Annotated in this window: 30 protein-coding genes; 8 read left to right on the top strand and 22 right to left on the bottom strand. The window is 51.3% G+C overall.

The genetic code is table 11. The features are described 5' to 3' along the window. Positions 1-8: 8 nt before the first annotated feature. Complete coding sequence (locus tag UCI88_RS10945) at positions 9-2,930, bottom strand: insulinase family protein (protein ID WP_256180081.1); 2,922 nt, start codon at positions 2,928-2,930, stop codon at positions 9-11. Between the two features lie 101 nt (positions 2,931-3,031). Beyond that, positions 3,032-3,679, bottom strand: a complete 648-nt coding sequence (locus UCI88_RS10940; protein ID WP_065360739.1) for an HAD hydrolase-like protein — start codon at positions 3,677-3,679, stop codon at positions 3,032-3,034. A gap of 209 nt (positions 3,680-3,888) precedes the next feature. On the opposite strand from UCI88_RS10940, the gene UCI88_RS10935 reads away from it, so the two are divergent. Beyond that, entirely contained in the window at positions 3,889-5,367 is a 1,479-nt protein-coding gene (locus UCI88_RS10935; RefSeq protein WP_256180080.1) for an aldehyde dehydrogenase family protein, read from the top strand. Positions 5,368-5,454: 87 nt separating this feature from the next. After that, complete coding sequence (locus UCI88_RS10930; protein WP_065360741.1) at positions 5,455-6,090, top strand: 3'-5' exonuclease; 636 nt, start codon at positions 5,455-5,457, stop codon at positions 6,088-6,090. 21 nt (positions 6,091-6,111) lie between these two features. Here the strand turns inward: UCI88_RS10930 and UCI88_RS10925 are convergent, their stop codons facing one another. Genes UCI88_RS10925 through deoD form a run of 4 tightly spaced genes read right to left on the bottom strand, consistent with a single transcriptional unit; the run spans position 6,112 to position 8,639 of the window. Next, positions 6,112-6,744: a radical SAM protein gene (locus UCI88_RS10925; RefSeq protein WP_256180079.1), complete on the bottom strand. Its 633-nt coding sequence runs from the start codon at positions 6,742-6,744 to the stop codon at positions 6,112-6,114. Next, entirely contained in the window at positions 6,734-7,063 is a 330-nt protein-coding gene (queD, locus tag UCI88_RS10920; RefSeq protein ID WP_256180078.1) for a 6-carboxytetrahydropterin synthase QueD, read from the bottom strand. Before queD ends, UCI88_RS10925 begins: the two co-directional genes overlap by 11 nt. Positions 7,064-7,095: 32 nt before the next feature. Beyond that, on the bottom strand, positions 7,096-7,920 hold the full coding sequence (locus UCI88_RS10915) for an amidohydrolase family protein (protein ID WP_302357077.1): 825 nt from the start codon (positions 7,918-7,920) through the stop codon (positions 7,096-7,098). A gap of 11 nt (positions 7,921-7,931) precedes the next feature. Further along, complete coding sequence (gene deoD, locus UCI88_RS10910; RefSeq protein ID WP_256180076.1) at positions 7,932-8,639, bottom strand: purine-nucleoside phosphorylase; 708 nt, start codon at positions 8,637-8,639, stop codon at positions 7,932-7,934. A 352-nt stretch (positions 8,640-8,991) separates the two neighbouring features. On the opposite strand from deoD, the gene UCI88_RS10905 reads away from it, so the two are divergent. From UCI88_RS10905 to UCI88_RS10895, 3 genes are read left to right on the top strand one after another with little or no spacing between them, the layout of a single operon-like run. Continuing rightward, a complete protein-coding gene (locus UCI88_RS10905; RefSeq protein WP_044504244.1) occupies positions 8,992-9,780 on the top strand; it encodes a DUF4931 domain-containing protein in 789 nt (262 codons plus the stop codon). 22 nt (positions 9,781-9,802) lie between these two features. Continuing rightward, a complete protein-coding gene (locus tag UCI88_RS10900) occupies positions 9,803-10,528 on the top strand; it encodes a metallophosphoesterase (protein WP_225069764.1) in 726 nt (241 codons plus the stop codon). Next, on the top strand, positions 10,525-10,755 hold the full coding sequence (locus tag UCI88_RS10895; RefSeq protein ID WP_044504245.1) for a hypothetical protein: 231 nt from the start codon (positions 10,525-10,527) through the stop codon (positions 10,753-10,755). Before UCI88_RS10900 ends, UCI88_RS10895 begins: the two co-directional genes overlap by 4 nt. A gap of 90 nt (positions 10,756-10,845) precedes the next feature. Here the strand turns inward: UCI88_RS10895 and UCI88_RS10890 are convergent, their stop codons facing one another. Genes UCI88_RS10890 through UCI88_RS10860 form a run of 7 tightly spaced genes read right to left on the bottom strand, consistent with a single transcriptional unit; the run spans position 10,846 to position 15,455 of the window. After that, on the bottom strand, positions 10,846-12,423 hold the full coding sequence (locus tag UCI88_RS10890) for a HAMP domain-containing sensor histidine kinase (protein WP_330024220.1): 1,578 nt from the start codon (positions 12,421-12,423) through the stop codon (positions 10,846-10,848). Next, on the bottom strand, positions 12,420-13,085 hold the full coding sequence (locus UCI88_RS10885) for a response regulator transcription factor (protein WP_044504248.1): 666 nt from the start codon (positions 13,083-13,085) through the stop codon (positions 12,420-12,422). Before UCI88_RS10885 ends, UCI88_RS10890 begins: the two co-directional genes overlap by 4 nt. A 2-nt stretch (positions 13,086-13,087) precedes the next feature. Further along, positions 13,088-13,567: a 2-amino-4-hydroxy-6-hydroxymethyldihydropteridine diphosphokinase gene (gene folK / locus UCI88_RS10880; protein ID WP_225069766.1), complete on the bottom strand. Its 480-nt coding sequence runs from the start codon at positions 13,565-13,567 to the stop codon at positions 13,088-13,090. After that, the gene (folB, locus tag UCI88_RS10875) at positions 13,560-13,925 is read right to left on the bottom strand and encodes a dihydroneopterin aldolase (RefSeq protein WP_256180074.1); all 366 of its coding nucleotides are present in this window, start codon (positions 13,923-13,925) and stop codon (positions 13,560-13,562) included. The genes folK and folB overlap by 8 nt, the downstream gene beginning before the upstream one ends. After that, the gene (gene folE / locus UCI88_RS10870) at positions 13,918-14,493 is read right to left on the bottom strand and encodes a GTP cyclohydrolase I (protein WP_081651718.1); all 576 of its coding nucleotides are present in this window, start codon (positions 14,491-14,493) and stop codon (positions 13,918-13,920) included. Before folE ends, folB begins: the two co-directional genes overlap by 8 nt. Before the next feature lie 27 nt (positions 14,494-14,520). After that, positions 14,521-14,928 (bottom strand): DUF3592 domain-containing protein, encoded by a 408-nt coding sequence (locus tag UCI88_RS10865; RefSeq protein ID WP_256180073.1) that lies wholly within the window; start codon positions 14,926-14,928, stop codon positions 14,521-14,523. 14 nt (positions 14,929-14,942) lie between these two features. Then, a complete protein-coding gene (locus tag UCI88_RS10860; protein WP_256180072.1) occupies positions 14,943-15,455 on the bottom strand; it encodes a hypothetical protein in 513 nt (170 codons plus the stop codon). An 82-nt stretch (positions 15,456-15,537) separates the two neighbouring features. On the opposite strand from UCI88_RS10860, the gene UCI88_RS10855 reads away from it, so the two are divergent. Next, positions 15,538-16,644, top strand: coding sequence for an acyltransferase (locus UCI88_RS10855; protein WP_256180071.1), 1,107 nt, complete (start codon positions 15,538-15,540; stop codon positions 16,642-16,644). A gap of 162 nt (positions 16,645-16,806) precedes the next feature. Here the strand turns inward: UCI88_RS10855 and UCI88_RS10850 are convergent, their stop codons facing one another. The 5 genes from UCI88_RS10850 to UCI88_RS10830 all read right to left on the bottom strand — a co-directional run bounded on the left by UCI88_RS10850 (position 16,807) and on the right by UCI88_RS10830 (position 19,451). Next, positions 16,807-17,196, bottom strand: coding sequence for a hypothetical protein (locus UCI88_RS10850; RefSeq protein WP_044504255.1), 390 nt, complete (start codon positions 17,194-17,196; stop codon positions 16,807-16,809). A gap of 70 nt (positions 17,197-17,266) precedes the next feature. Next, positions 17,267-17,761, bottom strand: coding sequence for a preQ(1) synthase (gene queF, locus UCI88_RS10845; RefSeq protein WP_044504257.1), 495 nt, complete (start codon positions 17,759-17,761; stop codon positions 17,267-17,269). Between the two features lies 1 nt (position 17,762). After that, the gene (locus UCI88_RS10840; RefSeq protein ID WP_065360752.1) at positions 17,763-18,254 is read right to left on the bottom strand and encodes a QueT transporter family protein; all 492 of its coding nucleotides are present in this window, start codon (positions 18,252-18,254) and stop codon (positions 17,763-17,765) included. Positions 18,255-18,402: 148 nt separating this feature from the next. Next, positions 18,403-18,963, bottom strand: coding sequence for a signal peptidase I (gene lepB / locus UCI88_RS10835; RefSeq protein ID WP_044504261.1), 561 nt, complete (start codon positions 18,961-18,963; stop codon positions 18,403-18,405). A 47-nt stretch (positions 18,964-19,010) separates the two neighbouring features. Continuing rightward, the gene (locus UCI88_RS10830; protein WP_256180070.1) at positions 19,011-19,451 is read right to left on the bottom strand and encodes a 2-thiouracil desulfurase family protein; all 441 of its coding nucleotides are present in this window, start codon (positions 19,449-19,451) and stop codon (positions 19,011-19,013) included. A 224-nt stretch (positions 19,452-19,675) separates the two neighbouring features. Between UCI88_RS10830 and UCI88_RS10825 the strand changes: the two genes are divergently transcribed. After that, positions 19,676-21,331 carry an acetolactate synthase large subunit gene (locus UCI88_RS10825; RefSeq protein WP_256180069.1) on the top strand — a complete coding sequence of 552 codons (1,656 nt, stop codon included), beginning with the start codon at positions 19,676-19,678 and terminating at the stop codon, positions 21,329-21,331. Positions 21,332-21,399: 68 nt separating this feature from the next. On the opposite strand, the gene UCI88_RS10820 is transcribed toward UCI88_RS10825, so the two are convergent. Further along, a complete protein-coding gene (locus UCI88_RS10820; RefSeq protein WP_256180068.1) occupies positions 21,400-22,077 on the bottom strand; it encodes a hypothetical protein in 678 nt (225 codons plus the stop codon). A gap of 225 nt (positions 22,078-22,302) precedes the next feature. Between UCI88_RS10820 and UCI88_RS10815 the strand changes: the two genes are divergently transcribed. After that, on the top strand, positions 22,303-22,707 hold the full coding sequence (locus UCI88_RS10815) for a thioesterase family protein (protein ID WP_044504268.1): 405 nt from the start codon (positions 22,303-22,305) through the stop codon (positions 22,705-22,707). An 88-nt stretch (positions 22,708-22,795) separates the two neighbouring features. Here the strand turns inward: UCI88_RS10815 and UCI88_RS10810 are convergent, their stop codons facing one another. The 3 genes from UCI88_RS10810 to mmdA are packed head-to-tail and all read right to left on the bottom strand — an operon-like array spanning position 22,796 to position 25,264. Continuing rightward, positions 22,796-23,212 carry a biotin/lipoyl-containing protein gene (locus UCI88_RS10810; protein WP_225069773.1) on the bottom strand — a complete coding sequence of 139 codons (417 nt, stop codon included), beginning with the start codon at positions 23,210-23,212 and terminating at the stop codon, positions 22,796-22,798. A gap of 33 nt (positions 23,213-23,245) precedes the next feature. Further along, complete coding sequence (locus UCI88_RS10805) at positions 23,246-23,722, bottom strand: hypothetical protein (RefSeq protein WP_044504271.1); 477 nt, start codon at positions 23,720-23,722, stop codon at positions 23,246-23,248. 12 nt (positions 23,723-23,734) lie between these two features. Continuing rightward, positions 23,735-25,264 carry a methylmalonyl-CoA decarboxylase subunit alpha gene (mmdA, locus tag UCI88_RS10800; protein WP_256180067.1) on the bottom strand — a complete coding sequence of 510 codons (1,530 nt, stop codon included), beginning with the start codon at positions 25,262-25,264 and terminating at the stop codon, positions 23,735-23,737. Between the last annotated feature and the right edge of the window lie 99 nt (positions 25,265-25,363).

Genomic DNA, 25,363 nt, shown 5'->3' with positions numbered 1-25,363 from the left:
AGCCCCCCTTAGTCGGGAAGGGAAACGAGGTTCGTAAACAGGTCTTTTTCCTGGCGAATCGTCGCTTCACTGCCCATGACGCACAGGTTATCATCCTTCATGACCGCTTCGATGAGCGGAGAAAGGGCCTTAATATCGGCTGCCGTCGTCGCCAAGAGCTGATCGCGGCGAGCCTGGGCGACTTCGTCCGTCGTCCCCGTAAAGTAACGGGTCATGGCTTTTTCACCGCGAAGGGACGGCGTCAAAGGCACATCGATGCGGCTCAGCGTACCGATGACGTATTTCGTCATTTCCCGGTCCGATACGTCAAAGGTCTTTAAGTAGTCCGCCAAGCCGTCATAGGCTTCGACGCTGGAACGCAGATTCGGGTCCCGGTAAGAGCAAAATACCATGTCGCCGTTGTCATAGAAACGAGTGAAAGCACCGTAGGCCCCTCCCTGAACGCGAACCTTGGTCCATAAATAGCCGTACTGGAGAATCGTATCGAGGACCATCAGCGCCCCGGTATAGTCGTAGCCGTGGCCGCGGAAGTTGCCGCCTTTGGCGACGTACTGAACGGTGCCGCTGGTCATGATGCCTTCGTTCTTCGCCGTAAGGCCGAAGTCGCAAAGACCGGTCCGCTTTTCTCCCTGCGGCAGGGCTTCTGTCCAGCGAGCCGCACTGGCCTTAGCACCATTCCAATCGCTGTCACTGGCCGTCATTTCTAAGGTCAGGGCCGAGCGGCTGAAGATTTTTTTCATGAGGGCTGCCAATTTCCCGCCGATTTCATCGGCATCGGTCTTGATGCGTTTGGCAATGTCCGTGATAAATTCATAGTACGAGAATTCTCCGGCATCGCAGAACGCTTCGACCGGCGATACGTAGGACAAGACGCGGTGCATGACGATCGTATGGCCGCGGCGGAAGGTATCCATATCCCAGCCGGCCTTGATTTCATCGACCAGTTCGATCAATCGTTCCTGGTTGGTAAAGACCGTTTCCAAGGAGATTTCCCGCAAGAGGTCGATTAATTTGTCGAAGTTAAGGGCCAAGCCCTTGGCTTTAATCCGGAATACGGGCGTATAATCGCTGTTGTCCAAACGATTGGAATAGGCCGACACACTGTAGCCGATGCCGCCGGTGTAGAGATCGATAAGGGACGCCAGTTCGCCGTACGTATGGGACTTGGTGTCGATGTCACCGAGGATGTCGCTCAAAAGATAGGCGTAAGAAATTTCTTCCCGCGTCAGGCCGTGAAGGTCGAAGTAGGCATTGACATAGGTAATGCCGTTCGTGTTGTCCGGTACATGGCACAAGGTCACGTCGCCGAGCTGTTCCTCATGCATGACCACCGTATCGACTTTCTTTTCAAGATCATCACGGGATAAGGTTGGAATCGATTCCAGGGCTTCCGGCGAATCGGGCGTCGCCTGACGGAGTTTCAACGCTTCCGACTCGGCGACGATGGCATCGATTTCTTCTTTCGTAAGGGACGCTTTATAGGCTGCCAGTTTTTCGGCTAAGGCTTTATCGTGTTTTTCCGTCAGGCCCGGTTCCGGTACCAGCGATACCAATGCGTAGTAGGCATTATCGAGGATGTAACGCTGGATCAAGTCTTCAAAGTAACCAGTGTCAATGCCCTTACGGAGGACATCGAGGGATTTTTCATAAGACAAGGCGTCTAAGGGATCGAGGTCATAGAGCCAGGTATCCATGCAGCGGATGGCATAGATAAGGCCCTTAGGACGGCCGGCAAAATCGGCTTCACGGAGGGTGAATTCCGTCCGGTTCAAAGCCCCGGTCAAAAGCGTCTTGTCGAGACCGTCTTTGACCATGCGGCACAAAACGTCGGTGACGATAGGCATGATTTTATTCTGCTTATCCGGGTCAGAGCCGTTGACAGAGATGCTCCACAAGGGCTGGAGGATGCCATCCTGGAAGTCCCCGGAAATGTCCTTCCCAAGACCGGCGTCGACGAGAGCCTTCTTAAGAGGCGCAGCCGGCGACTGGAGAAGGACATAAGTCAGGACTTTAAAAGCCAGGGCCACCGTCGGGTCGAGGGCCTGGTCGATGACGTAGGTCAGGCTGTGCAGGGTCTTGTGTTCCGTCTTTTCCCCGGAGGCAATGCCATAGGGATAGGACTTTACGGCGCTGCCCGGGAAGACCTGACGGCCAATGGTCGAATCGACGTCCTGGAGGCGGAATTTGCTCAAGTATTCCCCATCAATGAAGGCCAGTGTCTGGTCGATGTCCATGTCGCCGTAGAGGAAGATATAGCTGTTGGCCGGATGGTAGTACGTGCCGTGGAATTTGACGAAGTCTTCCTGGGTCAGGTTGGGGATATCGTCAGGATCGCCGCCCGATTCAACGCCATAGGTCGTATCGGGGAAGAGGTTTTCCATGACGTGCCGTTCGAGCTGAGAGTCTGGAGACGAAAAGACGCCTTTCATTTCATTATAGACGACGCCGCGGTAAATGAGGTCGCTGTCGGCCGAATCGAGGTGGTAATGCCAGCCTTCCTGCATCAAGACCTGTTTGTCCTTCAGCATATTCGGGAAAAAGACGGCATCCAGGTAGACATCCATCAGATTTTTGAAGTCGGCCGCATTGCGGCTGGCGACGGGATACATGGTCTTATCGGGGAAGGTCATGGCGTTGAGGAAGGTGTTGAGCGAGCCTTTGACCAGTTCGACGAAGGGTTCCTTCAAAGGGAATTTCCGGGAGCCGCAAAGAACAGAGTGCTCGCAGATATGGGGCACACCGGTGCTGTCCGACGGCGTCGTACGGAAGGAGATGGAAAAGACCTTATTGTCGTCGTCATTTTCGATATAGAGCAGGCGAGCACCGGACTGGTCGTGGTGCAGTTCATAAGCCTGGCTGTGGAGTTCCGGAACGTACTGCGAACGCTCAACGGTAAAGCCGTGAATCTTCTGTTTTTCTTGTAACTTCATAAAAACGCTCCTTATCATCATAATGTTTTAAATAATATAACGTATATATAATCAGTATATATTTATAAGGCACTGCCACTAAGGCCATCACCGTGGATCATTCAGTCAGCGAGCAGTATCCGGCCCAATTCTTCTACGGTATCGGCAATATAGTCGGGGCCGTACTCTTTTCGTTCGGCAGCATTACCGTAGCCGTATCCGGCATAGATGACGGGAAGGCCCAGTTCATGGGCGCCGATGATGTCGAATTTACGGTCGCCTACCATGACGGCTTCCCCTTTTTCAACGGGGCCGATGCCCTTTAAAATCCGGGCCATGATGTCGGCCTTGGAATCAGTGCCGCCAACGGCAGGACCGGCAATGGCTTCTAAGTACGGAGCCAGTCCGAACTTTTCACAAATCGCTTCGGCGTGGACCTGGGGCTTCGACGTCGCCACAAAAGAACGGATGCCCTTCTCCTTTAATGTCTTTAATAAAGGGACGATGCCTTCAAAGGCACGGTTTTCAAACTTGCCGATCGTGCTGTATCGTTCCTGAAAGAAGGAATAAGCCTGACGGGCCTTTTCCGGCTCAAAACCGTAGTAGCCTTCAAAGGTGTCCAAGAGCGGCGGACCGACGATGACGTGGGGATCGAGGCGCCCTTCGGAAGAAATGCCCATCTTTTCTAAGGCATAGGCCACCGAATTAATGATACCTTCTTTGGAATCAGTCAAGGTTCCGTCGAGGTCAAATAAAACGTATTTATACATTGACAATACTCCTGAAATCTATACTTTTTGTGTACGCTATCTATTTTAGCGTGCTTTCTCGATATTTGCAAATACAAACCATTTTGTACTAAGTTCCTTTCGGTACAATATTGACCATTTTCGTACACTTATGCTATAATGCATTTATCAATAACAAAGAACAATTTTTATTTAAATTAAGAAATTATACGAAAAGGGAGTGTTAATTCATGGAAAATGCTATTCGCTCATCTTACGACCTCTATATTAACGGCAAATGGGTTCCCGCCAGCGACGGCGCAACCTTCAAAGCCTTCAATCCTTCTAACGGTGAACAATTATCGGTCTGCGCCGAAGCTACGAAAGAAGACGTCGACGCTGCCGTCCGCGCCGCCGAAGCTGCTTTCCCGGCTTGGAAAAAAGTATCCCCCATCGACCGTCAGAATATCCTCTTGAAAATCGCTGATGTTATCGACCAGAACGCCGATAAATTAGCTCTCATCGAATCCCTCGACAACGGCAAACCGATTCGTGAAACGAGAAACATCGACATTCCTTACAGTGCCGACCACTTCCGTTACTTCGCCGCCGTCCTCCGCGACGAAGAAGGCCGCGTTTCGAGCCTCGATGAAAACATGATGAGTATCGTCATCCATGAACCGATTGGTGTCGTCGGCCAGGTCATCCCTTGGAACTTCCCCTTCCTCATGGGTGCTTGGAAACTGGCTCCGGCCTTAGCTGCCGGCTGCACGATCGTCCTCAAACCGTCGAGCTCGACATCTCTCAGCCTCCTCGAATTGATGCACCTCTTAGAAGGCGTCCTGCCTGCCGGTGTCGTCAACATCATTACCGGTAAGGGATCTCGCTCCGGCCAGTACCTCCTCGACCATCCGGACATCCAGAAACTGGCCTTTACGGGTTCGACGGAAATCGGCCGCGACGTCTACAAAGCAGCTCAGGAAAAATTGATTCCGGCTACCCTTGAACTGGGCGGCAAATCGGCCAACATCTTCTTTGAAGACTGCAAATGGGACATGGCTATGGAAGGCGCCGAATTCGGCATCCTCTTCAACCAGGGCCAGGTCTGCAGCGCCGGTTCCCGTATCTTCGTACAGCGCAGCATTTACGACAAATTCGTAAACGAACTGGCTGAACGCTTCAACCGCGTCAAAGTCGGCCTGCCTTGGCTGAAAGAAACGCAGATGGGCGCTCAGGTTGACGAACGTCAGCTCGAAAAGATCTTAAGCTACATCGAAATCGGCAAAAAAGAAGGCGCTCGCCTGGTATGCGGCGGTGAAAAGATCACCACTGACGGCCTCGAAAAGGGCAACTTCATCCGTCCGACCATCTTCGCTGACGCCAAGAACGACATGCGCATCGCCCAGGAAGAAATCTTCGGGCCCGTCGTCGTCATCATCCCCTTCGATACGGAAGAAGAAGTCATCGATATGGCCAATGACAGCATCTACGGTCTCGGCGGCGCCGTATGGACCCGCGACATCAACCGTGCCCTGCGCGTAGCCAAAGGCGTACAGACGGGCCGTATGTGGGTCAACACCTACAATGCCCTGCCGGCCGGCGCTCCTTTCGGCGGCTACAAACTCTCCGGTATCGGCCGTGAAACGGATAGATCGACGATGTACCACTACATGCAGACCAAGAACATCCTCATCAACTTCTCGGAAAAACCGAACGGCTATTACGAATAATACTCCGCCCGCTCATTTCCTATCATAAATTGACAAAAACCTCCTTTCTTCATATAATACAGTATTGTGAAGAAAGGAGGTTTTTCCATGAAAAAGATGCTGTCCAAAAAAGAAAAGGCCCGTCGCCAAAGCATCCGCCTGTCGCCGGCCATCAAAAAAACGATCCGGACGCTCGACCCGGCCCGTATCCTGACCCTCGACTTAGAGACGACAGGACTTACGGCAGACGCCGAAATCATTCAGCTTTCCATCATGAACGGTTTCGGTCAGGTTCTCTTGAACCGCTATTTCAGGCCCATCCATACGGAGCGATGGGACGAAGCGATGGAAGTCAATCACATTACGCCGGAACAAGTGGCCCACGAAGATCCCTTCATCCTCTGGGCCGATGAAGTCAGCCGTCTTTTCATGGACGCAGACCTCATCGTCGGCTACGGTACCTTTAACGATATCGAGCGCCTCTATGAATCGGGCGTCGTCCTGCCCGACCGCGATATCTACCTCGATCTGGCCGAAGCCTTTTCCCTCATCCATTATAAGGAAACGAAGACCATTACCTATACCAAGCTTCGAAACTGTGCCGCCTATTACGGCTATGACAGCCGCCGCAGCTGGCACGACAGCCTGACCGATACGGACGCTACCTTGTTTTGTTTCCAGCACATGCTGGAAGATGACCGGGCCATCTTTAAAAAACGCCGTTACCCGCAGCTCTGCGGATAACGGCGTTTCGTCGTTTTGCAATTATACTCCTCGCAATTGAGGATCCCAAATGATTTTGTGGAGCTGAATCTGAAGGTGCCAGTCAGTCAGCTCGTGTTTCTTCATAAAGTCGACAATCTGCGCCGGCTCAATTTCTCCGAAGACGGCACCGACGTAGACGGCACACTTCGGCTGATAGCGTTCATAGACGGCCAGGGCCTGGTTGAGGTCGGCTTCATCGCCGACGACGAACTTCAGGACGTCCTGAGGACGGAGCTTTTCAAAATTCTCTTCCAGCATCCGGCCGGCCATGTCCGACGAGAGGCTCTTATAGTCGACGGTAAACCAGACATGGTCGTATTTGAAGTAAGGCTCGATGTCGACGCTGCCATTCGTTTCGATATTGACGCTGTGCCCTTTTAGGGCCGCCAACAGAGCATGGACGTCCTGACAGAGCGGTTCCCCACCGGTCAGGGTGACGTTGGGGTACGAGACCTGCCTTACAATGTCGTCGACGTCCATGTCCTTCCCTTCCGAAAAGGCATAGGTCGTATCGCAGTAAGAACAACGCAGGTTACAGCCACAGAGGCGGATGAAGGTGGCCAGCTGACCGGCCTTCTTCCCTTCCCCGTCGATGCTGTCGAAAATCTCATTGACGCAGAGACTATACTTCATAGACAGCCACGTTCCCTTCGCTTTCCTGGACCTCGGCCCGGACGCAATGCGGTACAGTGTCACAAATCCACTTGGCAATGTTTTCTGCCGTCGGATTGAAATCAAAGACGTCGTTTAAATTATGATGATCCATCTTGGAGTGGACCAGTTCTTTAATCTTTTTGAAGTCGACGACCATACCGTTGTGATCGAGTTCTTCAGCCTGACAGGTCACATGGATGATCCAGTTGTGGCCATGGAGATTTTCACATTTACTGGCGTAGTCGAGGACTAAATGGTGAGATGCGGAGACTTCCAGCCGCTTGGTTACAGTATACAAACAATTTCCTCCCTTATCGTGCATCAAAAGGCTTATAAGCCCAGCTTGTAGATGCGGTTGGCGTTATTAAAGAATACGTCATCCCAGTAAGCTTCAGGGATGAAACCTTTTACAAATGAAATGTAGTCGTTAACATTGGCCAAGGGCCAGTCCGTCCCATACATGACCCGGTCATAGGCGCCGAGATACTTGAGCCAATCCCGGAGCATGGAGATATAACCCCGCTTACTGCGCAGGAAGGCCATCATATCGGGCACCTTGCCTTCGAGGAGTCCCGACAGATCGACGGCGACGTTGTGGTTCTTTTCCAAGACGGCAATGGCATCCTGCAAAAAGGGATTGCCGAAGTGGCACATGACCAACTGGACGTTGGGATGGCGCACGGCCGCTTCGTCTAGGGTCAGGGGATGGCTGTATTTCAACAGGGCGTTGGCCGTTGCCGTCAGCCCGGTGTGGATGGCGACGGGCTTATCATACTTTTCGGCCAATTCATAAATCGGGTCATACCATTCGTCGTAAACGTAGATATGGCTGTAGCCCGGATAGAGCTTGATGCCGCAGCACTGACTTTTCTTTAAATTCTCTTCGACATTGGCGGCAATGCTGTCCATGTCATCTTTTCCGGTCAGGCTGTCGATGCCGATGCAGTAGCTCATATAATCGGGATAGTTATGTTTTTTAGCATCCAGGGTCCGATTACTCATGACGACGCCGTGGACGACGTTATTTTCGATAAAAGCTTGGTGCAGTGATTCTTCCGTATTGGTATAGCCGGCAGCCAGGGCGACCTGGTCGAAGCCGGGGAAATCGCAAAAATGGAAATGACTGTCAATCACTCGTAATTCTTTTACTTTCATTTATAGGTCCCTCATTCCAAAATCGCCGTTTCTAATGCAATCTGGATCATATCATCAAAAGACGTCTGCCGTTCTTCCGGCGTGCAGGCGTCTCCGGTCAATAAGTGGTCGCTGACGGTAAACAACCCCAGTGCCTTGGCGCCAAACTTGGCCGCTGCCGTATAGAGACCGGCCGTTTCCATTTCGACGGCCATGATGCCGTACTGGGTCAGTTTTTCGTTATCGATTTCTTCATCGTAAAAACGGTCGACAGAGACGACGTTGCCGACCCGGGCCGGGACGCCAAGAGCCGCTGCCTGACCATAAGCCTGGCACAAAAGGGTAAAGTCGGCTAAAGGCGCATAGTTAATCGAGCCGCCGAAAATATTGCGAATGATCGACGAATCGGTCGTCGCCCCTTGGGCCATGATGACGTCGCGAAGTTTGATATCACGGCGCATAGCACCGCAGGTACCGACGCGGATCAGCTTTTTCACACCGTAGTCCCGCATCAATTCCGTAGCATAAATGGAAATAGAAGGAATCCCCATGCCTGTCCCTTGGACCGACAGGCGGACGCCCTTATAGGTTCCGGTATAGCCGAGGATATTGCGGATTCGGGTATAGCAGAAGGTGTCATCTAAAAAATTTTCAGCAATATATTTCGCACGCAGCGGATCGCCTGGAAGCAAGATGCGATCGGCGATTTCACCGTCGCGGGCGGCAATATGAAGACTCATGTACAGTTCCCCCTTTACACATCATCTATTGAATTCCTTTCATAACATGCCTGAAAGGGCGGTTATGGAGTGAAAAACATGGAAGTCCATGCTTGATTTTATCAATCCTCAAGTCTATATGATACCACATTACTCTAGTTTTAGTCACATCATTTTCGCTATTTTTCATATTTTTTTCAGACAAAGCCTATTTGACAAGACCTAGGGAATTTCATATAATAAAGTAATTAAGGATGCCCCATTTTGACTGCCCTTATTGCGGTACTTGGCGGGCATCCTTTTGTCGTATTGCAGTTTGAAATTGCCTCTCGCTATGCTACAATGTATAAGAAGCATTAAAAGGAGCGGTCGTATGTACGAAAATCCCTTATCTCACATTTTAGAATATAATTTAGACTTGGGTAAGACGAAGCCCGATACGGTCCATCGCGACGAAAGGTATTGCCCCTTCTGTGACGTCGCTCATTTGAAGAATGTCATGGAAAAGCGGGGCCACATGATCTGGCTTGAAAATGCCTTTCCGGTCCTCAAGGACTCATGGCAGACACTCATCATCGAAACCGATGACTGTGACGGCGAGTTCTCCGACTATACCCCGGAATACGCCCAAAAGCTCATCGAATTCGGCCTTGAAAAGTGGCAGCAAGTCAAGGAAATGGGCAAATTCAAATCGGTCGTCTTTTACCGCAACCACGGCTATATGTCCGGCGGCACGATTCACCATCCCCATTCGCAAATCGTCGGCTTCAAAGACTATGACTATCACGAAGATATCAAACCCTTCCACTTCGTCGGTCCGACCATCTTTGAAGAAGACGGCCTTACGATCACCCTGTCCAAACGGCCCATCATCGGCTTTTACGAAGTAAATCTTATCTTAAAGGACCGGGCAAAACTCGAAAAATTCGTGCGCTGCATGCAGACGACAGCCCACTATTTCATGCACTCCTTCATCCGCTTTAACGACAGTTACAACATCTTTTTCTATGATTTTCCCGATGACGATGCCTTATACGTCAAAATCATCCCGCGCTTTCTTACCAACCCTCTCTTTGTCGGTTACATGATTCCACAAATCGCAAATGGAGGCCATTCGGCGCATTTTATCCAGGAATTGCAGACCAGGCTGCATGACCTATAGAAAGGACGGTCCTCATACATTTATGCGTTTATTTGCAATAGGTGACTTACATTTATCGGGCAATCCGCCAAAAAAGCCGATGGAAGTCTTCGGCCCCCGCTGGAAAAATCACTGGCAGCGCATTGCCGAAGACTGGAAAGAAAGAGTCACCGATGACGATACAGTCCTCATTGCCGGCGATACGTCGTGGGCCATGCGCCTCGACGAAGCCCAGGAGGACCTCGATCAAATCCGCGCCCTTCCGGGCAAAAAAATCATTATCCGCGGCAACCACGACTACTGGTGGGCCAGTGCCGGAAAACTGAACCGCATGGATGCCGAAAATAATATGCACTACCTCTACGGCTCGACAGCCATCCTCGACGATGGCACGATCATCTGCGGCACCCACGGCTGGATCTGCCCGGGCGACATCCATTACCAGGAAGAAAGGGATGCCAAACCGTACCGCCGTGAACTGCTTCGCGTCGAACGGACGCTCCAGGAAGCGGAAAAAATAGGCAGTGGCCATACCATTCTCATGCTCCACTATCCGCCGGTCTGCGACTTGACGAAACCCAGCGGTTTTACAGAACTCTTAGAAAAATACAAGGTGCCCCTCTGTATCTTCGGCCACCTTCACGGTATGCAGCCCGGAACGATGTTCCCCCGCCGTTATAACGGTACCCTGCTGCACCTGGTGTCGGCCGACTATCGGGACTGCAAGCTCCTTGAAATCAAATTTGACGGTGAGGAGGCACTGCCATGAGTCAAATAGCCCAAAAACATCTCTTAGCCGGCATCATCTTCGGCGACGCCGAAACGGGCGAATACATCTACCTTCCCGGTGGCGAAGTCGGTACCGACCGACCGCTCTGCGTCTTTGAACACGACGGTCAAAAAGAGGATGTCGACCTCGAACAAGCCGGCTACCTCGTCGATCACCTGACGCTGAAAAAATGCAGCCATCCCACCCTCGGGAACCGCTCTTTTTAACATAACAAAAAAGAACCTCTCTGCCCTCCTGCCGAACTCATTCGTTAGGATCTAACGAATGAGCTGCACAGAATCAGAGGGGTTCTTTTATTATGCGTTATCCGGCGTTTGATCGGCATCTTTTCGGAGGGTAAACCAGAAAGTGACGCCGCCGTTTTCGTTCTTCACGCCATAAGATTCACCGTGGAGCTTCACCAGGGCCGCCACCGTGCCCAAGCCTAAGCCGTGGCCGCCGAAGATGCGTTTCGGACTGCGGGCCCGCGACGAGTCGATCTTATAGAAGGGCTCCCAAATACGCTGCTGATACTCTTCATCAATGTGACTGCCTTCATTGTAGACGCAGATTCGGTACCGCTCACCGAGATCTTCGGCCCAAAGGCGGATATGTTGATTGGCATCGGTATAATCGATAGCATTGCTTAAGAAATTCGTTAAAATCGTATCGATTCGTTCCGGATCGCCATAGACGGTCATGGTCTCAGGCAAATCAATCTTGGCAAGGATTCCCTTGTCTTCCATGACTTTGGAGAACCGTTCCCGACTTTCCTCGGCCAGAGCACTGAAATCGAAGACGGTCTGTTCCAGATGGAAGGAACCCGTTTCCAAACGTGATAAGCTGAGCAGATCACGAACCAGTTTATCCATCTTCTGGGTCTCACTATGTATAACCGAGCAATACCGACGCTGTGTTTCTTCATCGATGTCGAGGGTATCGAGACCTTCTGCGTACCCTTGGATAATGGCCAAGGGCGTTTTCAGCTCATGGGACACGGCCGATAGGAAGGCCTTCCGCATGTGCTCGACCTCTTTGGCTACGTCCAATTGTTTTTTCAGCTCTTCATTCGATTGGCGAAGAGCCGTCAAGGCGACATTGAGCTGGTTGGACAGGATATTCAGGCTCTCACCGAGTTCGCCGATTTCATCGCTAAGGTTCCCTTTCCACTTATTGGAAAAATCAAGGTGAGCCATGGCGAAGGCCAGGTTCTTCAATTCGATGAGGGGTTTAGTCATGCGCTGAGTCAGGTACAACGTACTGACGCAGGCCACGATCAGCCAGACGATGCCGCAGACGATGATGAAATGCTGGACAATATAGATATTTTCCTGCATGGGCGCGACGGACTGGTTGATGATGACGTACGTACCATCCTGAATGCGGTCGACGAGGTTAAAATACTCAAAATCAGGCATATCCTTATAAAGATGAACGGCTCCCAACAGGCTTTCATCAGGTGCCTTGCCGTCGAGAAGTTCCATGAGTTCCTTGATGTGTACCGGCGGCTTGCCCTCCGGACGATCGGCAGGAACTTCATTTTCCTTGCCAAGGGCGATGATTTCCTGATCTTCGGGAACGGTTTCCGGCGGCAGATGGACTCGCCGTCCCGGCTGCGAGGAATAGACCAGCTTATTGTTGTCGACGATGAGGATATCGACGCCGTAGCGCTGACTCAGTGAGTCCAGCGAATGTTCGTCAGGGCCGTTTTTCTTTTGATAGGTAGCACTGATTTTCTGACTGGCTTCGATCATGGCTTCTTTTTTCATGGAGTAGTAGTAGCGGTCAAAGCCAAGGCCGACAGCCATCATCAGCCCGATGATAAAGAAGATAGAAAAACAGCCGACATAGACACCGGTCTTAACCTTTAAGGACAATAAGCCTTTCCGTCTCATTTGGAATCGTAGCGGTATCCATAGCCGCGGACAGTACGAATGTAGCGGCCTTTGTCGCCGAGTTTAATGCGCAGGCGGTTGATGTGCGTATCGACGGTGCGCAGATCACCGTAGTAATCGTAATTCCATACCTGATTGAGGATCTGGCGGCGGCTCAAAGCCTTGCCGGTATTGCTCATCAGATAGTTGAGAAGCTTGTATTCTGTCGGGCTGAGATCGACATTCTTCCCGTCGAGGACGACCTGGCGGGCATCGCGGTCGATGGCGACACCGGCTTCGGTTTCCTGCGTTTCCGAGTCGTTCTGAGAACGGCGCAAGAGAGCCTTGATCTTAGCTACTAAAATTTTCGGGCTGAAAGGCTTGGTAATGTATTCGTCAGCTCCGAGATCGTAGGCAAAGAGTTGGTCAATTTCTTCACCTTTTGCCGTCAGCATCATGATGGGAACCGTCGATTCGCGGCGGATTTCACGGCATACGGTCCAGCCGTCGTAACCGGGCATCATGACGTCGAGAAGGACCAAATCCGGATGTTCCTTGTCGTAGATATCCAGGGCTTCTTTGCCGTCAACAGCTTCTAAAATTTCGTAGCCTTCAGGCTTTAAAAAATCAATGACCAATTGGCGCATAAGTTGTTCGTCATCTGCAATAAGTATCTTTTCCATAGTTAATCCTTCCTTCTGATAGCGTCTGTATCTGGCAGCTGAGCGAGCCAGTCATCAATCGGCCGGCCAAAGAGGATGAGGTCCGGCACCAGATCCCGCAAGGGGACCAATACGAAAGCCCGTTGTGTTAGATAAGGATGGGGCAAGGTCAGCTCCGGCGTCCGGCAGACCTCGTCCGGGCTGTAAACGAGGTCGATATCGATGGTTCGGGCACCCCATTTTTCATGGCGCACCCGCCCCAGCTGCCGTTCAATGGCAAGACAGCGTTCGAGGAGCTTCTGGCCCGTAAGACTCGTCTCCACGGAAACGGCACCGTTGATAAAGGGCGGCTGATCTTCCTTCCCCCACGGCGGCGTTTCATAAAAAGGAGACACCGTCTTAACGGTTACTTCAGGCGTGGCATCGAGGAGGGCCACAGCCCGTTTCAGCGTCTCTTCCCGATTACCCAGATTGGCGCCGATGCTAAGGTAAAATTTAGCCATGTCGTCGCCTTTCAAGGACTACGGCCGCATCGTCAAAGAGACCGCCAATCGGAGCCTGGGGCTTATGGACGGTTACCGTCACGACCTCGACAGGAGGAAAGGCGCCGAGAATCTCTTCGGCAATGACCGTACCCAGCCGCTCGATAAGCTGATAGCGGCGGTTCTCGACGATGTCCTTAACCCGAGCATAGACGACACTGTAGTCGACGGTCTGGTGAAGGTCATCAGAGGCGCCGGCCTGTGACAGATCCGCTTCAAGGCATATATCGATATGAAACGGCTGACCAAGCTCCGCTTCCGATGCTAAGCAGCCGTGGTGCCCCCAAAAGTGAAGTCCTTTGAGCATGATTTTATCCATCTTGTTTTTCCTCCATGACGAGCTTCCAAGCTTCTTTATAGGCATCGGTTCCTTCTTTCAGGCACCCGGACGCTGCCGTCGTCATAATATTCGAATCGATGGCCAGCTGATCGCGCATAGTAAGGCATAAGTGAGTTGCTTTGACGACGATCAGAACGCCTTCCGGATCGAGGCCGCGGACGATGGACTGACACAATTCTTCCGTCATCCGTTCCTGGAGCTGGGGCCGGCGGGCCAAGATATCGACAGCTCGGACGAAGTGACCGAACCCGGCGATACGATTAGCTTTAGGGTAGTATACGATGTGAACGGTACCGAAAAAGGGTAGCAAATGATGTTCACAGAGCGAGTGAAAGCGGATATTGCGGACACTGACCAGTCCATTGGACCGGGTTACGATAGGACTGTTCCATTCGTCATCTGGATTTTCCTGAAGGCCTGAAAAAAATCGGGCAAAGGTCTCGGCCACGCGGTGCGGCGTCTTTTCCATTCCCAGCGCCGTCAAGTCGAGCCCTAGGGCTTCTAAAAATTGCCGCATGGCGGCGACAGCTTTTTCATTTTCTACCAATGTGGCGACTCCTCCTTTTCCGTATGATTATAAAAGAAAGTAATAGGACAGCATAAAGATGGCGCCCCCTAGAATGATGAACACCGGGCTGGCATACTGCTGCCACAGGCTTTGGACGCGGTGGAGATAGATGTCCTCAGGATCGTCCGGATTATAGCGCAGGGGCAGTTCATCGCCGGCTACGTAATTCCATTCGGCATTACCAAAGGCATAGCGAGCCTGATGGGTCTTTCCGTCTTGGGACGTAAAACGAACGACAGGATAATAAAGGGTCCCACTTTTCATCTTCTTTTCTTCAAATCCCAAGAGAATGCCTGTCCCTTCCTGTGTGCAGCGTCGGGTAAGGCTATAAAATTTAGAGCCGTGATACAGGCCGACAGCAATGAACAACGTGCCAAGGATGGCAGGGATAAAATAAAAGATTTGCAGCAGCATGGCAAAATTCCTTTCTATTCATGGCGGTGACTTAGAAAGCGGCTGAGGGTTAGACCCAGCAGCGCTCCGATAACACCGGTGATGATTTGAGGCCAACTCATGGCCGTCAACAGCAGATGGCGCATAGCCGGAGGGAATTCGATACCGGCAAAGAGTAAATAAAATAAGGCGTAGAGGGTACCTGCCTTAGCCAGGGCTCCGACCAACAGTGCCGGCAGGCCGTAGTGCTGCCATCGCCAGGCGAAGTAAACGTAGACGCCATTTCCAATGGCGACGGGAAAGACGAAGAGGACGAAGGGCAGCATACCTTCGAGCCAGGCAAAAACAGGCGTGCAGGCGGCGACGACAAAACCGGCCCGCCGATCAATGGTAAGGACGGCCGTAATCAGGCAGGCATTGACTAAAGACCCGATGAGGAACAGACTGATCTGAGGCGGTATAGGGATGATGAGCCTGAGCCCTTGTAAAATCAAGGTCGCTGCCAGTATCAGTCCCGTTCGGGTTACCTTTTGTGTGTCGTCGGTCATACAGCCTCCCTGTCCATTTTGCGAAAATTTGTTATAATAGAATATAGCTTTAGTATCTATATTGTATCTTCCGAGGTGTCAGATGTCAAAACGATTTATTCATTCTATCAATTATATGCGCGGACTTTGCATGCTCGGCGTCATCGCCATCCATGTCGGCTCAGTAGCCATCGTCAATCCGTCGCCAAATTTAGCGCTCGTCGCCATTTTAGAAATCTTATCCCGATTCTCCGTGCCGGCCTTTTTCTTTCTATCGGCCTTTGGCATGTTTTACAGTCAGGGACTCCACGAGCCCTTTGACTATAAAGACTATTTGCGGCGCCGGCTGCGGACAGTTTTTGTCCCCTACCTGGCCTGGTCGTTTTTCTACATGGCCTTCGTATCGGCTATCAGCCATAATCTCAATCTCTTTCATCCCTATGCCATCTTTCGCACCTTGTGGTATGGCCTGGCCATGTATCATATCTACTTCCTGGTCATCCTCTTATGGTTCTACCTCTTCATGCCTCTGTGGCGGCCTTTACTGCACCTCATGGACCGCAAACCGGTCCTTTCCTTTACAGCCCTGTTTCTCGTCAACATGATCTTTAATTTTTACTCGAGTTACAGTTGGAATCTCCATTCGGACAATCCCTTCCTCGAAGATGCCTCGAATCTGCGCCTGAACTACATGGTCCTGCACTATTTATTCATCTTCATGTTCGGCGCCTTTACGGCGGAACACTTTTCGTCGGTCACCGCCTGGCTCAAACGGCACGGCACGGTGATCAATCTCCTTCAAATCGCTTCAACGGCGGGCATGCTGGCCGCCTACTACGGCGTCATGCATTACCTCGGCTATGACCCCTTATCGGCAGTCTTCACCATTCACCAGCTCAGCCCTATCGGCATGGTTTATACCCTGTCGACGATGCTATTTCTCCTCTACTGGTGGGAATGCCGGCCTGTACCGCACGCCGTCCATCAGTTCTTCTCCCGGTTAGGAGACTATTCCTACCCCATCTATCTGGTCCATCCTGTTTTTCTCAGCCTCTGCACGGGCCTTGCGGCCCACCTGCATATTTACCTGCGAGCCATTCACATCATCGCCATTTACATCATTGTCGTCGCCTGTGCGTCGGCCTATTCCTGGGTCGTCGTCGAGCACAAGCTTCCGAAATGGCTCAGCATCTGCGTCAAAGGGAAATAACAAAAGAGGGACTGCTGCATGAAGAAAACCGCTCCATGCAGCAGTCCCTTTTTGATTGCGCTCCCTTGCCGACAGCACCGGAAACCCAGCTCTTCCGACTATACGCGGAAAGAACGTAAGGCAGATGAGGCACACTTCGGCAGCCCGTTCGCCGCCAAGGGCTTACTTTTTAGCATTCTGCTTTTCCATGACCTTTTCCAACACGTCCGTGGCCATACGGGCTCTGGCTTTGATAACAGCGTTACCGTCTTTGATCGCTTCGGGATAGAAACTGCTCTTATACTTATGCTTCTTAGTCTGAGTAATCATCTTCTTCAGCTGAATCGTCTGATCATCGATGTTGTATACATAGGTACAGTAATCCGTCGTATCGCCGGATTTTTCCACAGTATTGAAGGACAGAACCTGGCGGCCCATATCGTAGTAGAGTTTCGCCGAATTCATGTCAATCGATGTATACTGATTATACTGCCACATATTGTCGGCCGCAAAGACCGAGGCCGACAAGGCCAGGGAAAAACCGAGGGCCAAAAGCACTTTTTTCAATTTCACAGATAACACTCCTCACTCCTATGATTTATACTTTATTATACCATGGATTATCTGTAAAAGGTAAGAAGTTTCACCGATTATCCACTTTTTCGGGATATATGTCATGTTGGGACAGACGCTGCCAGGCAACGTCTTCCCAAGGCGTACCGGGACGGCCATAATTGCAGTAGGGATCAATGCTGATGCCGCCGCGGGGCAGGAATTTCCCCCAGACTTCGATATACTTCGGATCCATGGCATCGATGAGGTCGTCCATGATGATGTTGACGCAGTCTTCGTGGAAGTCTCCGTGGTTGCGGAAGCTGAACAGGTAGAGTTTCAAAGCCTTGCTTTCGACCATCCGTTCATCGGGGACGTAGGAAATGTAAATCGTCGCATAATCCGGCTGACCGGTCATGGGACAGAGGCTGGTGAATTCCGGGCAGTTAAACTTGACGAAGTAGTCCCGGTCGGGATGTTTGTTGATGAAGGTTTCCAAAAGGTCCGGATTGTAGTCTGTCGGATAGGTCGTGTGCTGATTGCCAAGAAAGGTAATGCCCTGAAGGTCTTCATGATCTCGACTCATATTATAACCCCTTTTCTAAGACGTAGTGATGACGAAGCGCCTGAATGAGCAGGACGCCGCAAATAGCCGGCGGCAGCTGACCGACAGCCAAACTGCTGACCAGTACCGTATAAGGCAGGTTCAATAAGTACGACAGCCACAGGCTGACCAAAAGAGCCGGCACCCACCAGATAGGAAGGGCTGCCAGCCAGAGATGGCCCTGACGCTGCCGAATCTGAACGATGAGCCAGGTCGTTATCATGCCGACGGCACAACCGCCGACCATATCGATAAGGCCCAGTCCGCCAAAGAGAAAGTTGGCGATAAAATTAGCAATGCCCAAAGGCACGACTAAAAAAGGATAGAGAAACGCCAGTCCGTAGAGAGCCGTTGCGATCCGGATTTGGTAAGGACCGAAGGAAATGCCCTGGGTTACATACAAGACGGCGATATAAATGGCGATGACCAAAGCAGAAAAGGTCATCCGCCGGGTATTGAGAACAAAGTTATACATTGTATATTACACCTTTCTAACAAATAAAAAAAGACGGGGCTGTCGAAACAATCCCGTCTGCACTGCACCAATGATGGTAATGCGTCCTAGTTTTGTTTAACGACAGGATGGATTGCGAACTGTCGTATAGAGTTGTCGTAAAGACCGGTTACCAAATAACGCGGCCCAACACGTGATCGATAGGAACAGGACCGATAAAACGGCTGTCACTGCTGTGGTTTCGGTTATCACCCATGCAGAATACGTAGCCTTCCGGGACTTTAACTTCTTCCCGACTGCTGTATTCCATAGGACCGTTGATATAGGGTTCATCCAAAGGTTCCCCATTGCGCCAAACCTTTCCGTCGTGGAAAGCCAGCGTATCACCGGGTCGGCCGATAACTCGTTTGACCCAAACATTTTTCGTCTGTAAATCGTGGTCAAAGAACGCCAAGTAGTTGTTCATCGGTTCAGCGACATCATCTTTCCAAGTGCGCGGATACTGGACGCGGCTGTCAATGATGACGATATCACCATAATTAGGGACCTCTCCCATGACGTGACTCCACTTAGAAACAATGAGGTACTCCCCATTTTTAAGGGTCGGCATCATAGACTCGCCGGAAACGCGGGTCGGCTGGAAGAAGAAAATATGGATGACCATAGCAATGGCCAAGGCGATGACAATAGAATAAAGCCATTCACAAACTTCATGCAAAAACGTATTCACCCTGAAACCTCCTCACTTGCGTACTCGTATATTGTAGCAAACCGACGTTATAAAAGCAAGTATTCTAAAGGGTCCCCTTCGCTAAAAACCTCAATGCCTTCGGCTTTTAAGAGGGCGGCCGTCACGCCGTCGCCCTCAGTAAGGGTCCGGGAAAAGGTCCCGTCGTAAATGAGGCCGCAGCCGCAGGACGGGCTCTTGGCCTTTAAAATTGCCTTCGTGCAGTGAAAGAGGCGGGCCAGATAGAGAGCCGCCGCTGCCCCTCGTTCATAGGCCTCGGTCACATCGAGACCGGCTTCCGTTACCACCCGTTCTCCGCGTCGTTCAGCAGGAGGTCTCGGCGTCGCAAGGCCACCTGCCTGTTCCGGACAGATGGGAATGAAATGAAGGTCGTCACGGCCCAATAAAGGCCTTATCACATCGTAGGTCTTGGTCTTTCCATCATAGCGGCAATACTGTCCTAAGAGACAACTGCTGATCAATATATTCATCTAAGCTCCTATCCTTTCCAATCGAATCCCGGGAAAACAACCGTCATAAAGGATTCATGACGAGCCTTTTGAATGGCTGTTTCGATACGACCAATTCCAGCTGCCTTGAATTGTACATCCTGATAATACAAGGAAGTCATTGAAAAAGGTTCTGTCCCATATTATAATACAGGTTACAACAGCAATTTTAATTTATCCATTACCTTTAAAGGAGTGTTCTCGGAATGGTACAAAAAAAGATGCGCAATACGGCAGAGTTTCTCATCGAATGCCTGGAAGAAGAAGGCGTCCATTATATTTTCGGTATTCCCGGTGAAGAAAACTTAGCCATCATCAATGCCTTGGAGCATTCAAAGATTGAATTCATCACCGTCCGTCATGAACAGGGCGCGGCCTTCATGGCCGATGTCTACGGCAGACTGACCGGCAAGGCCGGCGTCTGCATGGCAACCCTCGGGCCCGGAGCTACCAATCTCATCACCGGCGTCGCCGATGCCGACTGCGACGGAGCCCCTGTCGTCGCCATCTCCGGCCAGGTCGGAACGGACAAGATGCACATCACGGCTCATCAGTACCTCGATCTTCGGGCCATGTTCGAACCCATCACCCGCCGGTCCTATACCGTCGTCCGCCCCGATACGATGGCCGAAATCACCCGCTTGGCCTTTAAATATGCCGAACGTGAAAAACCGGGTGCCACCTTCATCGACCTTCCGGTCAACATCAGTGAAATGCCCGTCGAAGACGATGAAAAACCACTGCAGCACAAGACGATCCAGCCGGAAACGGCTTTAGAATCGCAGATCAAAATGGCGGCTTCTATGATTTCCTACGCCAAGAATCCGGTCATCCTGGCCGGCAGCGGCGTCATCCGCAGTCATGCCGCCAAACAGCTGACGGCCTTTGCCGAAAAACTCAAGCTGCCGGTCATCAACACCATGATGGCCAAAGGGGCCATTCCCTTTGACAACAAATATTCCATGTGGACCGTCGGCATTCCCATGGATGACTATCAAACGAAAATCCTCGAAAAGGCCAGCCTGGTCATCGCCGTCGGCTACGACATCATCGAATACGCCCCGGCCAAATGGCATCTGACCAACGCCGACATCATCCACATCGACACCATGCCGGCTGATATCAATAAAAAATACCAGCCCCAGGTCGAAGTCGTCGGCAATATCCCTGATTCCTTGGAACGCATCATGGAAAAGGCCGCTCGCCTTCCGGAACCGCGTGCATTCCTCGACATCCGTCAAAAAATGGTCGCCGAACACGAAAGCTATGCCGAAGACATGTCCTTCCCGGTCAAGCCGCAAAAAGCCCTCATCGACTGCCGCAAGATCATGGATAAAGACGACATCGTCATCTCCGACGTCGGTGCCAACAAAGTCTGGATCGCCCGCCATTACAACTGTTATGAACCGAATACCTGCCTCATTTCCAACGGTTTTGCCACCATGGGTATCGCCGTTCCCGGCGCCATTTCAGCAAAACTCGTCCACCCCGACAAAAAAGTGCTGGCCATCACCGGCGATGCCGGCTTCTTGATGAACGTCCAAGAATTTGAAACGGCTTACCGCTTGGGAACGAACTTCGTAACCCTCATCTTCAATGACAGCAGCTACGGCCTCATCAAATGGAAACAGGACATGCAGTACGGCCATCACGAATGCGTCGACTTCACCAATCCGGACTTCGTAAAACTGGCCGAAAGCTTCCACGCCATCGGTTACCGCATCGAAAAGACCGAAGACCTCCTGCCGACTTTGAGAAAAGCCTTCCAGCAGGATAAACCGGTCATCATCGACTGCCCCATCGACTACGAAGAAAACATGAAGCTCACAGCCCATCTCGAACACTTGATGAAAACCTTATAAATCGAAAAGAGCCTTGCATGATGCAATTTTTTCACTCATGCAAGGCATTTTTATTCCCTAAGTCATCCTTATTTTTTCGGCATCTTATTGGCGTCTTTCAGCATGTCGGTCACAGTACTGATGATATCGTCGTCACCGGATTTAGCGACATTGCCTAAGATGACGGCAATTTCCATCGTATCGCCGTGCTGCCAGGCAAGACCGTGGATTGTTTCCGTAAAGGCGTTGCTGTTAATAACCAGCGATTTTTCAACGGTCCATTCATAAAAGACTCGGCCCTTATACTTTTTAGCCGTAACCGGTGCCGCCAGGCGAAAACCATTGGGCAGACGGCTGGCCATATTTTGGTTGAGCCGGTCCATCAAGGTCTTCGGATCAGGACGGCCGCCGATATCGCGCAAGTAAGCATTTTCCCGGTTTTCCCCGTAAACAGCGGCCCGGACATCCCAGAGACTTGCCGTATAATGCATCAAGTATGCATACTGAAAATCGGCATCATCCTTCTTTACGACCTGATAGGTTTCCGCCTGGATGGGAAAAATCTTTTCAAACAAGGCCGTCACGTCATTGCCGGCATCGGCTGCCGTCAGCATGGGCTGAGTTCCCTTCTGCATGTATATATCGCTTGGCACGGTAATGACGCCCCAATTGGGAAACTTCGTCAAGGTGCCCTTGTCTTTCGCCATCGACGCCGTCCCGATAGACAGGACCGCTGCTGCAATCAGACATATTCCTTTCAGTTTCATTATGTCACTCCCCATTCCTCTGAAAAATATAGTTTTATTGTATCCTATGGCGCTTTTTCTGTCAAAAATACCCGTTCTGATGGATGACAGCCCCGGACCTGTCCCTATTTAATCAAACAGTTTGCTGTCAAAAAAGAATAAAATGTGATATGATATGGTTATGTAAATTACCTTTATCGATACGATTCAGGCATATTCTTACCTACATCAAGGAGGTTATGAAAGATGGAATTTGATATCAAAAAAAACTCAGCAGCTGAAGTTTCTGAAAAATGCACGGAAGATAATACGGCCATTAAACTTGGCAGCGGCAAATCGCCGGTCTATGCTACCCCGGCCTTAGTAGCTCTCATGGAAAATGCAGCCATCAACGCTTGCGATCCCCAGCTCCCGGAAGGGTATAACACTGTCGGCATCGCTATGAACGTCAAACACGTCGCCGCCACGCCGATTGGCCTGACCGTTACGGCCAAAGCGACACTGATCGAACAGGACCGCAAAAAACTGACCTTTAAGATCGAAGCCCATGACGACGCCGGCCTCGTCGGCGAAGCTACCCACGAACGCTTCATCATCGAATCGGCTCCCTTCTTAGCCAAAGCAGAAGCAAAAAAAGCCGCTGCCAAATAAAACGCATACACACAAAAAAAAGAGGTTCGTCAGCAAAAAGCCGGCGGACCTCTTTTGTATCATAATTCGTTTGTCAATCTGGTGTTCCTTAAGCCATGATGACGGCCAAGACGTCACCGGTTTTGACATTGTCCCCTACTTTGACGCGCATTTCATGAAGCTTGCCGTCAGCCGTTGCCGTAATGTCGTTCTGCATCTTCATGGCTTCCAATACGAGGAGGACGTCGCCGCGTTTGACATCCGTTCCTTCTTCGACTTTGAGGGCAGAAATCTTGCCCGGCATCGGGGCTTTTACGGTGATGGCACCTTCGGGGATGGGGCCGCCTACGGCCGGGGCCGGAGACTGTACCGGTGCTGCCGGAGTCGGTGCCGGTGCCACAGGAGCTGCCGGGGCTGCCGGAGCCGATTGTACAGGTGCTGCCGGGGCTGCCGGAGCTGAGCCGCCTACTTCTTCTACTTCAACTTCGTATGCCTTGCCATTGACTGTAATCTTAAACTTTTTCATATCGATATCCTCCTGGATTCAAAGACTTTTTCCTTAACGTTTCATACCACCCAGGCGGGCTGCCATAGCCCAATTTTCCCGATGGCGTTTATATCCGCGATGCGAAAGCCGGATCGAGCGAATCCCTGCCGGCGAATATCCGTAAGCCGCAACGGCTGCCATGATGACGGCGACGACGTCGTCAGAGAGTTCGTCGGAATCAGAGATTTCTCGACTTTCAGGCACCGTAGCCAGCGGACGGGCTTCGACAACAGCCGGCTGACGCTGGCCAACGGGAACGATGGAATTGGCAGTGTCTTTAGTCTCAGAGACAGGCTGTGTCTTTGTTTCCTTCTTTTCAGCGGATTTTAAATCATAGACGGCTTCAGAAAGATCTTTGACACTCTGCTGAAAAGCAGTCATGTCTTCCATCTTTCTTTCTAAAGCCCGGAAGCGTGTATCGTAGTATCGGCTCAGCACCAAGATTAGGATGATTAAGACACCGATCGCCGCAAACAGGATTTCTAACATACGGCCACCCCCTTATAACGGCATGTTGCCGTGTTTCTTGGCCGGCCGTTCTTCACGCTTGCTATAGAGCATGGCCAAGGCACTGATGATGCGCGGCCGCGTTTCCTTAGGTTCAATGATGCAGTCGATCTGGCCGTGTTCAGCAGCCTTATAAGGCGACAAGAATTCGTCGATATATTCTTGCTTTCTCTGCTCTTTGTCCGGATCGTTTTTAAAGATGATGTTGACAGCACCGTCAGGCCCCATGACGGCGATTTCGGCCGACGGCCAAGCCATGACCATGTCAGCACCGAGCTGACGGCAGCACATGGCAATATAGGCACCACCATAAGCTTTGCGGGTAACGACAGTAATCTTGGGCACCGTCGCTTCACAGTAGGCGTAAAGCATTTTAGCACCGTGGCGGATGATGCCGCCGTATTCCTGGTTGGTACCCGGCAAAAATCCCGGTACGTCGACGAAGGTGACGACAGGGATGTTGAAGCTGTCGCAGAAGCGGATAAAGCGGGCAGCCTTGTCCGACGCATTGATATCGAGGCAGCCGGCCAGGAACTTCGGCTGGTTGGCGATGATGCCGACAGTCTGACCGTCGAAGCGAGCAAAGCAGGTAATGATATTCAAAGCATAATTTTCAAGGACCTGGAAAATGTATCCGTCGTCGACACAGGAACGGATGATGTCCAGCATATCATAGGGTACATTGTTGTCGTCAGGAATGACCGAATTAAGGCTTTCGTCTTCCCTATTCGGATCGTCATTGGAATCGACAACCGGTGCTTCTTCCATGTTATTGCTGGGAAGGAAGTCGAGGAGAGCCTTGATCTTTTCAAAGCAGTCGTCTTCGCTTTCACAGGCAAAGTGAGCAACGCCGGAAATGGAGTTGTGCGTCATGGCACCGCCCAGTTCTTCTGCCGTGACTTCTTCGGCCGTAACCGATTTGATAACCGCCGGGCCGGTGAGGAACATATTGGACGTATTCTTGACCATGAAGACGAAGTCCATCAAGGCCGGGCTGTAGACGGCACCGCCGGCACAAGGGCCCATGATGACGGCCAACTGGGGAATGACGCCGGACGCCGATGTGTTGTTCATAAAAATGCGGCCAAAGCCCGACAAAGCGTCAATGCCTTCTTGAATGCGGGCACCGCCGGAATCGTTGATACCGATGACAGGGGCTCCCATCTTGAGGGCCATTTCCTGCATCTGGGCGATCTTGTGAGCGTGCATTTCGCCGAGAGAGCCGCCTTCAACGGTAAAATCTTCGGCATAGGCAAAGACCAACCGGCCCCGCACCGTACCATAACCGGTAACGACGCCGTCACCGGGAATTTCCTTTTCCTGCATGCCGAAATGGGTACCGCGATGATGGATAAACTGCCCCATTTCCGTAAAGCTGCCTTCATCAAACAGCTTGGCCAGCCGTTCGCGGGCCGTCAACTTTCCCTTTTTATGCTGCGAATCGATTCGCTTCTGACCGCCGCCGAGCTCGACTTTTGCGAGCTTTTCCCGGAGCTGGTCAATCTTTTCCTGACCTGTAGCCATTCATATACCTCCCGTACATAAATTTATAGCATTTAATTATACCATGGAATAGCCGATTATTACAAATCTTCCTCCTTTCAACGGCTCAAGTTAGCCATT

Source organism: Megasphaera massiliensis (assembly GCF_036305205.1).
Taxonomy (GTDB): Bacteria; Bacillota; Negativicutes; order Veillonellales; family Megasphaeraceae; genus Megasphaera; species Megasphaera massiliensis.
Note: the sequence above shows the minus strand (reverse complement) of the source record. Positions and strands in the feature narration are given on the sequence as shown.

Coding starts and splice junctions, on each gene's coding strand:
- mmdA (WP_256180067.1), bottom strand. CDS start 25,264: ATGGCTACAGGTCAGGAAAAGATTGACCAGCTCCGGGAAAAGCTCGCA.
- UCI88_RS10930 (WP_065360741.1), top strand. CDS start 5,455: ATGAAAAAGATGCTGTCCAAAAAAGAAAAGGCCCGTCGCCAAAGCATC.
- deoD (WP_256180076.1), bottom strand. CDS start 8,639: ATGAGTCTTCATATTGCCGCCCGCGACGGTGAAATCGCCGATCGCATC.
- UCI88_RS10860 (WP_256180072.1), bottom strand. CDS start 15,455: ATGACCGACGACACACAAAAGGTAACCCGAACGGGACTGATACTGGCA.
- UCI88_RS10865 (WP_256180073.1), bottom strand. CDS start 14,928: ATGCTGCTGCAAATCTTTTATTTTATCCCTGCCATCCTTGGCACGTTG.
- UCI88_RS10890 (WP_330024220.1), bottom strand. CDS start 12,423: ATGAGACGGAAAGGCTTATTGTCCTTAAAGGTTAAGACCGGTGTCTAT.
- UCI88_RS10915 (WP_302357077.1), bottom strand. CDS start 7,920: ATGAAAGTAAAAGAATTACGAGTGATTGACAGTCATTTCCATTTTTGC.
- UCI88_RS10815 (WP_044504268.1), top strand. CDS start 22,303: ATGGAATTTGATATCAAAAAAAACTCAGCAGCTGAAGTTTCTGAAAAA.
- UCI88_RS10900 (WP_225069764.1), top strand. CDS start 9,803: ATGCGTTTATTTGCAATAGGTGACTTACATTTATCGGGCAATCCGCCA.
- UCI88_RS10905 (WP_044504244.1), top strand. CDS start 8,992: ATGTACGAAAATCCCTTATCTCACATTTTAGAATATAATTTAGACTTG.
- folB (WP_256180074.1), bottom strand. CDS start 13,925: ATGGATAAAATCATGCTCAAAGGACTTCACTTTTGGGGGCACCACGGC.
- UCI88_RS10925 (WP_256180079.1), bottom strand. CDS start 6,744: ATGAAGTATAGTCTCTGCGTCAATGAGATTTTCGACAGCATCGACGGG.
- UCI88_RS10840 (WP_065360752.1), bottom strand. CDS start 18,254: ATGTATAACTTTGTTCTCAATACCCGGCGGATGACCTTTTCTGCTTTG.
- UCI88_RS10945 (WP_256180081.1), bottom strand. CDS start 2,930: ATGAAGTTACAAGAAAAACAGAAGATTCACGGCTTTACCGTTGAGCGT.
- UCI88_RS10820 (WP_256180068.1), bottom strand. CDS start 22,077: ATGAAACTGAAAGGAATATGTCTGATTGCAGCAGCGGTCCTGTCTATC.
- UCI88_RS10830 (WP_256180070.1), bottom strand. CDS start 19,451: ATGAATATATTGATCAGCAGTTGTCTCTTAGGACAGTATTGCCGCTAT.
- UCI88_RS10885 (WP_044504248.1), bottom strand. CDS start 13,085: ATGGAAAAGATACTTATTGCAGATGACGAACAACTTATGCGCCAATTG.
- UCI88_RS10810 (WP_225069773.1), bottom strand. CDS start 23,212: ATGAAAAAGTTTAAGATTACAGTCAATGGCAAGGCATACGAAGTTGAA.
- UCI88_RS10805 (WP_044504271.1), bottom strand. CDS start 23,722: ATGTTAGAAATCCTGTTTGCGGCGATCGGTGTCTTAATCATCCTAATC.
- UCI88_RS10940 (WP_065360739.1), bottom strand. CDS start 3,679: ATGTATAAATACGTTTTATTTGACCTCGACGGAACCTTGACTGATTCC.
- UCI88_RS10895 (WP_044504245.1), top strand. CDS start 10,525: ATGAGTCAAATAGCCCAAAAACATCTCTTAGCCGGCATCATCTTCGGC.
- UCI88_RS10825 (WP_256180069.1), top strand. CDS start 19,676: ATGGTACAAAAAAAGATGCGCAATACGGCAGAGTTTCTCATCGAATGC.
- UCI88_RS10855 (WP_256180071.1), top strand. CDS start 15,538: ATGTCAAAACGATTTATTCATTCTATCAATTATATGCGCGGACTTTGC.
- folK (WP_225069766.1), bottom strand. CDS start 13,567: ATGGCTAAATTTTACCTTAGCATCGGCGCCAATCTGGGTAATCGGGAA.
- queF (WP_044504257.1), bottom strand. CDS start 17,761: ATGAGTCGAGATCATGAAGACCTTCAGGGCATTACCTTTCTTGGCAAT.
- UCI88_RS10935 (WP_256180080.1), top strand. CDS start 3,889: ATGGAAAATGCTATTCGCTCATCTTACGACCTCTATATTAACGGCAAA.